Origin of the sequence: Streptomyces sp. AM6-12, assembly GCF_044327085.1 — a bacterium.
In the GTDB taxonomy this organism is placed as follows: domain Bacteria; phylum Actinomycetota; class Actinomycetes; order Streptomycetales; family Streptomycetaceae; genus Streptomyces.
In genome coordinates, this window is record NZ_JBIQWN010000001.1 from 1,261,751 (window position 1) to 1,274,097 (window position 12,347).

Sequence of the window (12,347 nt, forward strand, 5' to 3'; positions counted from 1 at the left end):
ACGCAGAACCTTCTTACACGGGAAGGAAGTTGATCGGGTGGCTGTCGGTCGCCCACAGATACTGCACCGCGTACGCCCGCCATGGGCGCCATGCCTCGGCGCGGGCGGTGAGCGCGGCGGGGGTGGACGGCAGCCCCAGTTCGCCCGCCGCGCGGCGGATGCCGAGGTCGGTGGGGAGGAAGGCGTCCGGGTCGCCGAGGGCGCGCATGGCGATGACGTCGGCCGTCCAGGGTCCGAAGCCGGGCAGCGCGAGCAACCGGGCGCGGGCCTCGGCCCAGTCGGATTCCACCCCCAAGTGCAGTGTACCGTCGGCGAGTTGACCCACCAGAGTGGTGAAGGTGGTGCGCCGGGTGCGGGGCATCGCCAGGGTCTCGGGGTCGATGGCGGCCAGTGTCCCAGGCGCGGGGAAGAGATGGGTGAGGCCGCCCTCGGGGTCGTCCAGGGGCTTGCCGTGCGCGGTGACCAGGCGGGCCGCGTGAGTGCGGGCGGCGGCCGTGGAGACCTGCTGTCCGAGCACGGCCCGTACGGCGAACTCGGCCTCGTCCACCGTGCGCGGCACCCGGCGGCCCGGTGCCTTGTCGACCAGCGGGGCGAGCAGCGCGTCGGTGCGCAGCCGGTCGTCGACGGCGACCGGATCGGCGTCCAGGTCGAGCAGCCGCCGGCAACGGGCGATGGCCACGGCCAGGTCGCGCAGGTCGCTGAGGGTGAGGCGGCAGGCGATGTGGTCGGGGCGGGGGGTGAGCGCGGCGATCCCGTGGCCGTACGGCAGCCGGAGAGTGCGGCGGTAGGCGCCGTCCCGCCACTCCTCGACGCCGGGTACGGCGGTGGCGGCGAGGTGGCCGAAGAGGTTGGCCGGGTTGAGCGGGGCGCGGAACGGCAGCCGCAGGCACAAGGTGCCCGGAGTGCTGTCGCCGGGCGCGCGGCCGGCCGGCACCCGGCGGCGCAGCTCGCTCGGGGTGAGCGCGTAGACCTCGCGGACGGTGTCGTTGAAAGCGCGGATGGAGGAGAAACCGGCCGCGAAGGCGATCTGGGCCATGGGCAGCGCGGTGGTCTCGACGAGCAGCCGGGCGGTCTGGGCGCGCTGGGCGCGGGCCAGCGCGAGGGGCCCCGCGCCCAGCTCGGCGAGGAGCTGCCGCTCGACCTGGCGGGTGCTGTAGCCGAGCCGGGCGGCGAGGCCGGGCACGCCCTCGCGGTCCACGACGCCGTCGGCGATCAGGCGCATGGCGCGGGCCACCAGGTCGGCGCGCTGGTTCCATTCCGGGGAGCCGGGGCTGGTGTCGGGGCGGCAGCGCTTGCAGGCGCGGAACCCGGCCTGCTGGCAGGCGGCCGCGCCCGGGTAGAACGTCATGTTCCGGGGCTTGGGCGGGACGACGGGGCAGCTGGGCCGGCAGTAGATCCGGGTGGTCAGCACGGCCGTGTAGAACCATCCGTCGAACCGCGCGTCCTTGGACTGCACGGCGCGCACGCAATGCTCCCGGTCGAGGTGCGTCGCTGTCTGCATGCCTCCAGGATGGCCAGCGCGGGGGTGGGGCGCTGGCGGAATTCCGACACGTAGGCCCGGTGGCCCTTACCGGGTTCGTTCGCGGAAGCCGCCGACCCATTCCGCCGTGGTGCGCAGCCCGCCGAACGTGTAGAAGTGCACCTTGACCACGCCGTGGCGCGCGGGGTCGTACCGTTCGCCCAGTGTGTGCAGGAAGCGGTCGGGGCCCGCCGTACCCAGCAGGTTGGTCAGCGAGAAGCCGTACTTGCGGGCGACGGAGGCGCTGGTGCTGACGCCGAAGCGGGTGGCGTAGCCGACGAGGCGGCGGATGCCGGCGGGGCCGGGGACGCCGATGCGCACGGGGAGGTGGACGCCGCGGGCACGGACGGCGGCCAGCCAGTCGAGGACCGGCTCGGCGTCGAAGCCGAACTGGGTGATCACGTCGCCGGTGAAGGAGCCCGCGTGGATGGCGGCGGCCTTGTCGGTGAGCGCCGACCACAGCGCGGGACCGGATATAGCGGGGTGGCCCTCGGGGTAGCCGCTGATGCCGATGTGGCGCACGCCGTAACGCTCCAGCAGTCCGGTGCGGATGACGGCGAGGGCGTCCTCGTACGGCCCCTCGGGGCGGGCCGGGTCACCGCCGACGACGAAGACGTTGTCCGCGGTGCCGTCCTCGGCGAGGCCCGCGAGGAACTCCTCCAGGGCGGCGGACGAGGGCAGCCGGCGGGCGGAGATGTGGGGCACGGGGACGAAGCCGAGGCGGCGGACCGCGCGGGCGGCGGCGAGCCGGGTGGCGTGGTCCTCGCCCGCGAGGAAGGTGACGTTGATCCGGGTGCCCTGCGGGATGCTGCCCCGCGCCTCCTCCAGTGCGGGCACGTCCTTGCCGGTCATCTCCAGCGAGAAGCCGTCCAGCAGGGCGGTGCCCACCGTGGCCGGGGCGGTGACGGCGGGGTTCATCGGTCTCCTTGCGGCTCGGGCGCTGCGGTGGCTGCCGGACTGTGCGGTGGATGCCGGCCGGGGGTCCCGGCCCCGGCCGATGATGCCACGGGGGCGCGGGCGCGCCGCGCGCGGGCCCCGCGGCGGCCCGTTCCCCGCTTGTTCGCAGCCGCTTGCTGGCTTGTCCGCTTGCCCGCCTGCTCGCCTGCTCGCCTGCTCGCCTGCTCGCCGCCGGAGCCTGCCGACCCCATCACGGCGGAGACGGCGCCGGGCCCGCTCAGGGGGCGGCCGTGATGCCCGCTTGCTCGCCGCCGGAGCCTGCCGGCCCCGTCACGGCGGAGACGGCGCCGGGCCCGCTCAGGGGGCGGCCGTGATGCCCGCTTGCTCGTCGCCGGAGCCTGCCGGCCCCGTCACGGCGGGGACGGGGACGGGGCCGGTCAGGGGGTGGCCGGGGTGGCGGGCGGGGCCGGTCGGCCGGCCCCGGCCAGGCTCAGCCGGGCGCTGAGCAGATGGGCGTCGAGCAGGCCCACGTCGGCGGTGCGGGCGGCTCGCGCATAGCCGTTCAGCATGCGCTTGGTGAGGACCAGCGCCTCGGGCGCGCGCCGCAGCAGCGGCCTGATCCAGGAGTCGACCGCCGCGTCCAGGCCGTCGCGGGGGGCGACCTTGTGCAGCAGGCCGAGCCGCTGAGCGGCGGCCGCGTCGAAGTTCTCGCCGGTGAGCATGAGTTCCCGGATGTGCGAGATGCCGGCCTCGGCGATCAGCCGGCCCATGGCGCCGCCCCAGGCCGGGGGCAGGCCGAGGGCGACCTCGGGCATGCGGAACCGGCAGTCGTCGGCGCCCGCGCGCAGGTCACAGTAGGAGGCGAGGGCGAGGCCCGCACCGATCACCCGGCCGTGCAGCCGCGCGATGGTGATGGCGTGGGTGTTCTCCAGGGCCTCGCACACGCGCAGCGCCTTGTCGTTCATGCGACGCAGGGCGGTGCCGGTGGGGTCGTGTGCCAGGGCCGTCTGGAACTCGGTGCGCTCGGCGCCCAGGTTGAAGTCGTCGCCCGCCCCGGTCAGCAGCAGGACGCGGATGTCCGGCCGGTCGTGGAGGGCGTGCAGGACGGCGAGGAGGTCGTCGAGGACGGCGACCGTGAAGGTGTCGTCCTTCGGGGTGGCGCCGAGCCGGATGCGCAGCACGGCTCCGTCGAGGTCCGCCTGGATCGCGGTGGTGGCGCAGGGGAGGTGGGGGCCGGCCCCTCGGGCCGTTACGGGTATATCAGTCATGTCGGTCATGCGAGGGTGACGTCCAGGTTCAGCAGTCGTCTGAAGGCCACGCGCGGCGCCCAGGTCGGGCGGCGGACCAGGGTGAGCCGCGGGAAGCGCGTGACCAGCTGGTGGAGGAGGGTCTGGGCCTCCAGGCGGGCCAGCGGCGCGCCGAGGCAGTAGTGGATGCCGCCGCTGAAGGCGAGGTGGGCGGGCTTGCGGTGCATGTTGAACAGTTCGGGGTCCTCGTGCTTGGCCGGGTCGCGGTGGGCCGCGCCGATCAGCAGGTGGACCATCTCGTCCTTGCCGATCTCCACGCCGCCCAGTTCGCAGTCGCGGGAGGAGACGCGGCTGATGACATGGGTGGGCGGGTCGTAGCGCAGCGACTCCTCGACGGCGGCCGGCACCAGGTCGGGCTGGACGGTGAGCCGGTCCCACTGGCGGGGGTGTTCCAGGAGCAGCAGGACGGTGGTGGACAGCAGGGTGGTCGTGGTCTCCAGGGCGGCCAGGAGCACGAACAGGGCGAGGAAGTAGACGGCTTCGTCGGCCTTGTCCCGGTCGCTCTCCATGCCGTCCCACAGCGTGATCCAGCGGGAGACCGGGTCGTCGCCCGGACGGGCGCGCCGCTCGCGGACCAGGTCGGTGAAGTAGGCGCGCAGTTCGGCGGTGGCCGCGTCCGACAGCGCCAACTGACTGGCGGTGGGGAGTAGTTCCTGGGTGAACACCTGGTCGTGGGTCAGCTCGCGCAGCCGGGGGTGGTCGGCGATGGGCAGGCCCAGCCAGTGGCCGATGACGGCGACCGGCAGTTCCTCGGCGACCAGTTCGTTCAGGTCGGCCTCGCCGTCGCCCAGCCGCTCGGCGAGGTGGTCGAGCAGCTTGGTGGTGAACTGCCCTATCATCCCGCGGATCTGATCCAGGGAACCGCGGTCGAACATGCCGGCCGAGCGGCGCACCCAGGTGTGCTCCGGAGGGTTCAGGGCGGGCAGCGTGCGGCTCATCTCCCGCGAGGAGGGGGCCGTCCAGCGGGTGCCGTCGCCCTGCTGTTCTCGCCAGCGGGCGTCCGGCTCCAGCCAGTCTCTGCTGCGCACGACCTGGTCGCAGAGATCGAATCCGGTCACGAGGTGGCCGCCCCAGGGTGCGGGGGCCACCGCACCCCGGCTGCGCAGTTGCGCGTAGACCGGAAACGGATTGGCCTGGCCCTTGGGCGTGCGCAGCCGGGAGAACAGCGATACGGCGAGGCGTCTGTCGGTGGGCTGAGTGGCGATGGTTTCCACAATGACCCTTTCTGATCTAGACATCAGCCCGCATGCATACCCTCCGCTTCTGACGCATATACAAGGTGACTATGTGAGCGGCGAGTTGCCTTCCTCACTCCCCCCGCGTCCATGCGAGGAAGCGGCTGAACAGGCCCGCCTTGGGCTTGGGGGCACCGCCCATCGGCGGCCGGGGTGTGGCCGTGACGTGGTTACCGGAAGGCGCCGCCGGAGACTCCGCCTTCTGTGCCGCCGTGGGCACCACGATGCGCGGGGTGAAGCGGACCGGAAGCGCCACCAGGGAGCGGCTCCACGGCGCCGGGATCCAGCTCAAATCCTTGAAGGGCATTCGGACTTCGACATCCGGAAGCCGGTTCAGCAGGGTCTCCACGGCGGTCACCGCGATCACGAACGCCGGATCCTTGGCAGGGCAGGCGTGCGGGCCCGCGCCGAAGGCCAGGTGCGCCTTGGCGCTGAGCTGTTCGCGGTGCTCGGCGAGCCGGGGGTCGGTATTGGCCGCGGCGAAGGAGATCAGCACCGGGTCGTTCGCCTTGACCACCCGGCCGCCCAGCTCCACGTCGTGGGTGGGGTAGTGGGCGGCGTAGTTGGCGATGGGCGCGTAGTTCCACAGCACCTGGGTGACGGCGTCCTCGACCGGCAGGCCCGACTGCCACTCCTCGCCGAGCATCAGCGCGCTCGCGGTGCCGATCACGGCGGACAGCGGCGCGGTGCCGCCGGACAGCAGGGTGACGAGCTGGTGCAGCACCTCCTCGTCGGTCAGCTGCGCCGAGTGCTGCATCAGACGTGTCGTCAGGTCCTCGGCGGGGTTGCGCCGCTTGAGTGCGATCAGCTCGTTCAGCGCCTCGGCGAGCAGCTGGTCGGCGCCGTTGCCGCCGGAGAAGATGCCGGTGATGCCGGCGATGACGCGGTCGCCGATCTCCGGCGGGCAGCCGAACAGATCGCTGAAGACCAGCAGCGGCAGCGGCTGGGCGTACTCGGCCATCAGCTCGGCCTGCCCCATGCGCTCGGAGCTGAAGCGGCTGATCAGGTAGTCGGCCGAGGCCTGCGTCTGGCGCACCAGCTGGAGCTCGTTGACGCTGGCCAGCGAGTCGGTGACCGCCTGGCGCAGCCGGGCGTGCGCCGCGCCGTCGCTGAACAGCGCGTTGGGCCGGTAGGCCAGCATCGGCAGTGCGGGGCTGTCCTCGGGCACCCGGCCCTCGTTCAGCGCGTTCCAGCGCCGCGAGTCGCGGACGAAGGAGGCGGGGTTCTGGAGGATGTAGAGCGCGGCGTCGTAGCTGGTGACCAGCTCGACCTCGACGCCGGGCGCGATGTCCACCGGCGCGCTCGGGCCGAGGCTGCGCAGGTAGGCGTAGTGGCCGTCCGGGTCGGAGCCGAACCGGGGGCCGTAGAGCGGGACGTTTCCGTGTGCGGGGCAGCCGGGGGGCGGCTCTATGCCGGGTCGCTGCTGCATGAGCGGGGGGCTCCTAGTCGATGAGGGAGAGAAGGTGGTGCACGAGGGTGATCAGCGCGTGGGCCGACGACTGCTCGTTGCGGACGTCGCAGGGGACGACGGGGGTGTCCGCGGACAGGTTGAGGGCCTCGCGCACCTCGGAGAGGGGGTAGCCGGGCGTGCCGTCGAAGTGGTTGACCCCGATGGCGTACGTCAGCCCGAACCGCTCGACCAGGTCGAGGATGGGGAACGACTCGGACAGCCGCTCGGGGTCGACGAGGACGAGCGCGCCGAGGGCACCCCGGGACAGCTCCTCCCACATCTCCTTGAAGCGTTCCTGGCCGGGGGTGCCGAAGAGGTACAGCACCACCTCGTCGTTGATGGTCAGACGGCCGAAGTCCATGGCGACCGTCGTGGTGGTCTTGTCGGGGGTGCCCGACAGATCGTCGAAGCCCTCGCTGGCCTCGGTGATCTCTTCTTCGGTCCGCAGCGGCTCGATCTCGGAGATGCTGGCGATGCATGTGGTCTTGCCGACCCCGAAGTGCCCCACCACGAGCACCTTCACCGCCGTACGGACACCTGAGTCCAGGTACACGAATCACGCTCCGAATCGGGCTCTGAGGCCGTCGAGCACGGCGTTCAGTACTTCTCGGTCGACACGTTCCGCGCGGGGCACCGGCTTCCGCGCGATGATCAGGCCGCTGTCCTCCAGCTCGGCCAGGAGGATCCGCACGACCCCCAGCGGCAGATGGGTGTGGGCGGCCACCTCGGCCACGGACAGGAAGCCGTCCATGACCAGGTCCAGGACCTGCCGGGCCTCGGGGGTGAGCGTGCGCACCGTGGTGGCGGCGTGCTCGCTCGCGGACACGAGCGTCGTGTGCCCGTAGGCGTGTTCCGGGGGCAGGGAGCGTCCGTTCGTGATCACGAAGAACGGGACTAACGCGCCGGTGAGTTCCAGGTCCTCGTCGGGCTCGTCACTCACGCGCGGCTCGCCTCCCCGTGCGGGGACAGATAGGCGCCGAGCCGGGGCACGACCCGGTGCAGCCGGGTGGTGAACTCCTCGATGTCGGCGTCGTGCTGGGCCGCGGCGGCGAGGAAGGCGCCCCGTCCGGCCGAGATCAGGAAGATCCAGCCGTGCTGGAACTCGATGACCGTCTGCCGCCAGGCCGCGTCCGGCTGGGCGCCCGCGAACTGGGCGGTGGCCCGGCTGTAGGCGTGGATGCCGGTCATCGCGGCGGAGATGGTGTCCGCCAGGTCCTGGCTCATGCCGGTGGTGGCGCCGCGGGGCAGGCCGTCGCCGCCCAGCAGGACCGCGTGCCGGGCGCCGTGCACCTCGCTGATCACCTCGTCCAGGTCGGCGATCCGGATGCCGGTGCCCGTCTCCTGGCCGGCGGGGGCGCGGCGGGCGCGCTCCTGGGCCTCGTCGGCGTGCACCCGTGGCGGCGAGGTGAGGTTGTTGCCGAGCCGGGCGACGAGCCGGTGCATGCGGAAGGAGATCTGCTGCATGTCGACGTCGGGTGCCGCGGCCGCCGCGAGATAGGCGCCCTGCCCGGCGCCGATCAGGAAGATCCAGCCGTGCGAGAACTCGATGATGGTCTGGTTCCACTGCCGGTCCGGGCCGTCCCCGGCGAAATGGGAGGTGGCCCGGCTCAGCGACTGCATGCCCGCCATGGCGGCGGAGATGGTCCGCACGTCCTTCTGGGCCATGCCGTCGGTCGCCCCGCGGGGCAGGCCGTCCGCGGACAGCAGGACGGCGTGGCGTGCCTTGGGCACATTGGCCACGATGTCCTCGAGCATCCACGACAGGTCTGTGATCATGTGTCATCGGACCCTTCGGACGGTGCCGCGGAGAGGTTGCGGCCGGAGAGCGTGCCGCGCTGGAAGGCACCCAGGCTGCGGCCCGCCGCGCGGCCGGCGTCCTCCTCCGCCGCGAGGTGCGGCAGACCGACGGTGTCCTGGTCGGGAACGCTGGCGATGGGCACCTGGCGGGCGCCGCGCCGGGGCAGTCCGTTGGCGGTGCGCGCCACCGGCTCGGGCCGGGTGGGAACGCCGGGCTGCTCGATCACGGGCTGGACCTCATCCACCGGTGCCGTCTCCTCCTCCGTCCACAGCTCCTCGGGCAGCAGCACGACCGCGCGCACACCGCCGTAGCGGGAGACGCCGGTCACGTCCACCCGGAAGCCGTACTGCTGGGACAGCAGGCCGATCACCGGGAAGCCGAACTTGGGCTGGTTGCCCAGCTGGGAGAGGCGGGGGCGGTACTGGCCGGAGAGCAGGGCGGTGGCCTTCTGCCGCTCCTCGTCGTTCATGCCGACGCCCGCGTCGTCGATGACGATGCACAAATTCCGCTGCACCCGCTGGAACGTCACCTCGATGGGCGAGCCCTGCTGGGAGAAGCTGGCAGCGTTGTCGAGCAGCTCGGCGACGGCGAGGGCGACGGGCGAGACCGCCGACGCCTTCAGCGCGAGGCCGGTCTGCTGCATGATCTCCACGCGCCGGAAGTTGCGGATCTGCCCCTGGGCGCTGCGCACCACGTCGTAGACGCTGGCGGCGCGGCTGCGGCGGCCCAGCGGGGCGCCGCACATCACCGCGATGCCCTGCGCCTTGCGTGCCATCTGCGCGTTGGCGTGGCCGACTTCGAGGAGGTCGGCGAGGACGGAGTGGCCGCCGTACTTGCGCTGGATCTCCTCCAGGAGGGCGAGCTGTTCGGCGGCGAGGCTCTGCAGGAAGCGGGCGGAGCCCTTGAGTACGGCCTTGGTGCTGTCCTCCGCCGCCTCCTCGGCCTCCTGGATGGTCTTGGCGTGGTCGGCCCGGTGCTGGTGGAGCTCCGCTCGTAAAGCGGCCAGCCGGCCGTCGGCCTCGCTCAGCCTCTGGGTCAGTGCGGCTTCGGACCTGTCCTTGTTGGCCGCTATGGCCTTGGCGCGACGACTGAGGACCACGGCCGCGGCGACGCCGAGCGCCGCGACGACAGCCAGGCACCAGACAAGTGCGTCTCGATTCATGGAAACCTTTCCTGGCGGTTAGCCTGCGGCCGTTGGCGGAAGCGCACCGCGCCACCGGTGCGGGACGACCGGTCGCGAAAGGGTCGGGCAGGTCACGCGGAGGACCGGACCGAAACCGTTTTCTGCGGTGCCTGAGCCGAGGGGACCAAGGTCACAGACGCGGGGATGCTATCACCCGCTTAGGTGAACCTTTGCCACTCCAAGGCATGCCAACAAGCCTGTTCAACGCCTGGGTTGCGGTGGTTAGGCGCTGCTGGCCGGACAATTCCGGATAGCGGCCCGGCAGTTGCCCGAAGGGGCCGCCGGCGGGGTGCGAAGGAGTGGCCGGATCAGCCGATCTGACGGGCGAACACCTCGTACGCCGGGAGGTCGAACAGCACGAAGCGGACCTCCTCGACGGCCGTGTCCGCGCTACGGACGGTCTCCACGGCGATCCGGGCGGCGTCGTCCATCGGCCAGCGGTAGACGCCGGTGGAGATGGCCGGAAACGCCACCGTGCGGGCGCCGAGCGCGTCGGCGACGGTCAGGGAGGCGCGGTAGCAGGAGGCGAGCAGCGGCGAGCGGTCCTCGGCCGTGCTGTAAACCGGTCCGACGGTATGGATCACCCAGCGGGCGTCGAGCCGTCCGGCGGTGGTCGCGACGGCCTGCCCGGTCGGCAGCCCCCGGCCGTAGCGCGCGGCGCGCAGGGCGCGGCACTCGGCGAGGATCTCGGGGCCGCCGCGGCGGTGGATGGCGCCGTCAACGCCTCCGCCGCCGAGCAGCGAGGAGTTGGCCGCGTTGACGATCGCGTCGGCGCTCTGGTGGGTGATGTCGCCCTGGACGAGCAGGATGCCGGTCATGACCGCCTCAGCCTCCGCCGGTTGTCAGGTCTGCCTCGGCCTCCGCCGGCTGTCGGGTCGTCCGCCCGGGCCTCCGCCAGAGGTCACGTCTGTCTCAGTCTCCACCGAAGGCCAGGCCGCCTGTCCCAGCCTCCGCCGGAGAACACGTCGTCTGCCCCAGCCGTCACCAGAGACCGGACCACCTCCCCCTGCCGCCGCCCGAGGGCCAGCTCGCCCCCAGCATCCGCCAGGGGTCAGGTGGCCCCCAGCATCCGCCAGGGGTCAGGTGGCCCCCAGCATCCGCCAGGGGTCAGGTGGCCCCCAGCCTCCGCCAGGGGATAGGTCGCCCCCAGCCTCCGCCGGAGGCCAGGTCCCCTCCTCCCAGCCCCGCCCGAGGCCAGACTCCCTCCCCCAGCCCCCGCCGGCTGTCGGGTCGTCCACCCCAGCCTCCGCCGGAGAACACGTCGTCTGCCCCAGCCGTCGACAGAGGCCGGATCGCCTCTCCTGCCCCCGACGGCCAGGTCGCCCCCCAGCCTCCGCCGGAGGCCAGGTCGCCTCCCCCAGTCTCCGGCCGAGGGCCAGGTTGCCTCCCCAGGCTCCGCCGGCTGTCGGGGCGTCCACCCAGGCCTCTGCCAGAGGTCACGTCTGTCTCAGTCTCCGCCAGACGGCCTTCGCCGCGTTGTGTCCCGACATGCCGTGGACGCCCGGTCCGGGTGGGGTGGCCGAGGAGCAGATGAAGACGGCCGGGTGGGGGGTGTGGTACGGGAACAGGGTCGGCCTGGGCCGCAGCAGCAACTGGAGTCCGGAGGCGGCGCCGCAGGCGATGTCGCCGCCCACGTAGTTGGCGTTGCGGGCGGCCATCTCGGCTGGGCCCGCGACCGCGCGGGCGAGGACGCGGTCACGGAAGCCGGGGGCGAAGCGCTCCAGCTGGCGCTCCATGGCGTCGGTGAGGTCGCCCGCCCAGCCGTTGGGTACATGTCCGTACGCCCAGAAGACATGCTTGCCCGCGGGGGCGCGGCCGGGGTCGGCCACACTCGGCTGCACGGTGATCATGAACGGCTTCTCGGGGGCGCGGCCCTCGCGCGAGGCGGCGCGCAGGGCGGTGCCGATCTCGGCCTGGCTCGCGCCGATCTGGACGGTGCCGGCGACGCGGGCCTCGGGGGCGGTCCAGGGCACCGGGCCGTCCAGCGCGTAGTCGATCTTGAAGACGCCGGGGCCGTAGCGGTAGCGGTCGTAGAACCCGCCGAAGCCGGCGATGCGGGCGACGGCGGCGGGCGAGGTGTCGAAGACGTAGGCGCGGGCGGGCGGCAGGTCGTCCAGGCGTTTGACCTCGTAGTCGGTGTGGATCGCGCCGCCGAGGTCGGCGAGGTAGGCGGCCAGCGCGTTGGAGATCGACTGGGAGCCGCCGCGGGCCACCGGCCAGCCGCGGGCGTGCGCGGCGAGCGCGAAGACCAGGCCGACGGCGCCGGTGGCGAGCCCGTCCAGCGGGGCCATCACATGGGCGACGAGCCCGGCGAACAGGGCCTTGACCCGCTCGTCCCTGAACCGGCGCAGCAGCCAGGTGGACGGCGGCAGCCCGGCCAGGCCGAAGCGGGCCAGGGTGACGGGGTCGCGGGGCAGCGCGGTCAGCGGCAGGGACATGAAGTCCCGCACCAGGGTGTCCCAGTGGGCGAGCAGCGGCTCGACCAGTCTCCGGTACGGCCCCGCGTCGCGCGGTCCGAAGGAGGCGGCGGTCTTGGCGACGGAGCGGGAGAGCACGGCCGCGGTGCCGTCGGGGAAGGGGTGCGCCATGGGCAGCTCGGCGTGCAGCCATTCGAGGCCGTAGCGCTCCAGGGGCAGGGCGCGGAAGGCGGGCGAGTTGATCCCCAGGGGGTGGGCGGCCGAGCACGGGTCGTGCCGGAAGCCGGGCAGGGTCAGCTCCTCGGTGCGGGCGCCGCCGCCCACGCTGGAGCACGCCTCGAACAGAGCCACGGAGAAGCCGCGCCGGGCCAGTTCCACGGCTGCGGTCAGTCCGTTCGGCCCCGCACCCACCACGACCGCATCGAGCATCGACGGCACCTTCGGACCCCTTCGTCAGCCGATGGCCACTCGCGTTCAGGATATGCCGGGGCACCGACAGCGCGGGCCGGGGGCGGCGGGCAGACGCGGGCCGGGGGCGGCG

General features: G+C 72.9%; 11 protein-coding genes. All 11 read right to left on the reverse strand.

Annotated features, from left to right (window positions below):
• Nucleotides 1-13: 13 nt before the first annotated feature.
• Nucleotides 14-1,501: an AlkA N-terminal domain-containing protein gene (locus tag ACE4Q9_RS05715; RefSeq protein WP_397983123.1), complete on the reverse strand. Its 1,488-nt coding sequence runs from the start codon at nt 1,499-1,501 to the stop codon at nt 14-16.
• Between the two features lie 66 nt (nt 1,502-1,567).
• Nucleotides 1,568-2,437, reverse strand: coding sequence for a methylenetetrahydrofolate reductase (locus ACE4Q9_RS05720; RefSeq protein WP_397983124.1), 870 nt, complete (start codon nt 2,435-2,437; stop codon nt 1,568-1,570).
• 416 nt (nt 2,438-2,853) lie between these two features.
• Complete coding sequence (locus ACE4Q9_RS05725; RefSeq protein WP_397983125.1) at nt 2,854-3,684, reverse strand: enoyl-CoA hydratase/isomerase family protein; 831 nt, start codon at nt 3,682-3,684, stop codon at nt 2,854-2,856.
• A 5-nt stretch (nt 3,685-3,689) separates the two neighbouring features.
• Nucleotides 3,690-4,961, reverse strand: a complete 1,272-nt coding sequence (locus ACE4Q9_RS05730) for a cytochrome P450 (protein WP_397983126.1) — start codon at nt 4,959-4,961, stop codon at nt 3,690-3,692.
• 70 nt (nt 4,962-5,031) lie between these two features.
• Nucleotides 5,032-6,387, reverse strand: a complete 1,356-nt coding sequence (locus ACE4Q9_RS05735) for a cytochrome P450 (RefSeq protein ID WP_397983127.1) — start codon at nt 6,385-6,387, stop codon at nt 5,032-5,034.
• A 13-nt stretch (nt 6,388-6,400) separates the two neighbouring features.
• A complete protein-coding gene (locus ACE4Q9_RS05740) occupies nt 6,401-6,961 on the reverse strand; it encodes an ATP/GTP-binding protein (RefSeq protein ID WP_285552514.1) in 561 nt (186 codons plus the stop codon).
• 3 nt (nt 6,962-6,964) lie between these two features.
• Nucleotides 6,965-7,348, reverse strand: coding sequence for a DUF742 domain-containing protein (locus ACE4Q9_RS05745; RefSeq protein WP_397983128.1), 384 nt, complete (start codon nt 7,346-7,348; stop codon nt 6,965-6,967).
• Nucleotides 7,345-8,184: a roadblock/LC7 domain-containing protein gene (locus ACE4Q9_RS05750; RefSeq protein ID WP_397983129.1), complete on the reverse strand. Its 840-nt coding sequence runs from the start codon at nt 8,182-8,184 to the stop codon at nt 7,345-7,347. Before ACE4Q9_RS05750 ends, ACE4Q9_RS05745 begins: the two co-directional genes overlap by 4 nt.
• Nucleotides 8,181-9,368: an ATP-binding protein gene (locus ACE4Q9_RS05755; protein ID WP_397983130.1), complete on the reverse strand. Its 1,188-nt coding sequence runs from the start codon at nt 9,366-9,368 to the stop codon at nt 8,181-8,183. Before ACE4Q9_RS05755 ends, ACE4Q9_RS05750 begins: the two co-directional genes overlap by 4 nt.
• A gap of 329 nt (nt 9,369-9,697) precedes the next feature.
• Complete coding sequence (locus tag ACE4Q9_RS05760; RefSeq protein WP_397983131.1) at nt 9,698-10,207, reverse strand: O-acetyl-ADP-ribose deacetylase; 510 nt, start codon at nt 10,205-10,207, stop codon at nt 9,698-9,700.
• 618 nt (nt 10,208-10,825) lie between these two features.
• Nucleotides 10,826-12,244 carry a phytoene desaturase family protein gene (locus ACE4Q9_RS05765; protein ID WP_397983132.1) on the reverse strand — a complete coding sequence of 473 codons (1,419 nt, stop codon included), beginning with the start codon at nt 12,242-12,244 and terminating at the stop codon, nt 10,826-10,828.
• Between the last annotated feature and the right edge of the window lie 103 nt (nt 12,245-12,347).

Bases quoted from the DNA above. Each gene is read 5' to 3' on its own strand.
- ACE4Q9_RS05715 (WP_397983123.1), bottom strand. From the start codon at position 1,501: ATGCAGACAGCGACGCACCTCGACCGGGAGCATTGCGTGCGCGCCGTG.
- ACE4Q9_RS05720 (WP_397983124.1), bottom strand. From the start codon at position 2,437: ATGAACCCCGCCGTCACCGCCCCGGCCACGGTGGGCACCGCCCTGCTG.
- ACE4Q9_RS05725 (WP_397983125.1), bottom strand. From the start codon at position 3,684: ATGACTGATATACCCGTAACGGCCCGAGGGGCCGGCCCCCACCTCCCC.
- ACE4Q9_RS05730 (WP_397983126.1), bottom strand. From the start codon at position 4,961: ATGTCTAGATCAGAAAGGGTCATTGTGGAAACCATCGCCACTCAGCCC.
- ACE4Q9_RS05735 (WP_397983127.1), bottom strand. From the start codon at position 6,387: ATGCAGCAGCGACCCGGCATAGAGCCGCCCCCCGGCTGCCCCGCACAC.
- ACE4Q9_RS05750 (WP_397983129.1), bottom strand. From the start codon at position 8,184: ATGATCACAGACCTGTCGTGGATGCTCGAGGACATCGTGGCCAATGTG.
- ACE4Q9_RS05755 (WP_397983130.1), bottom strand. From the start codon at position 9,368: ATGAATCGAGACGCACTTGTCTGGTGCCTGGCTGTCGTCGCGGCGCTC.
- ACE4Q9_RS05760 (WP_397983131.1), bottom strand. From the start codon at position 10,207: ATGACCGGCATCCTGCTCGTCCAGGGCGACATCACCCACCAGAGCGCC.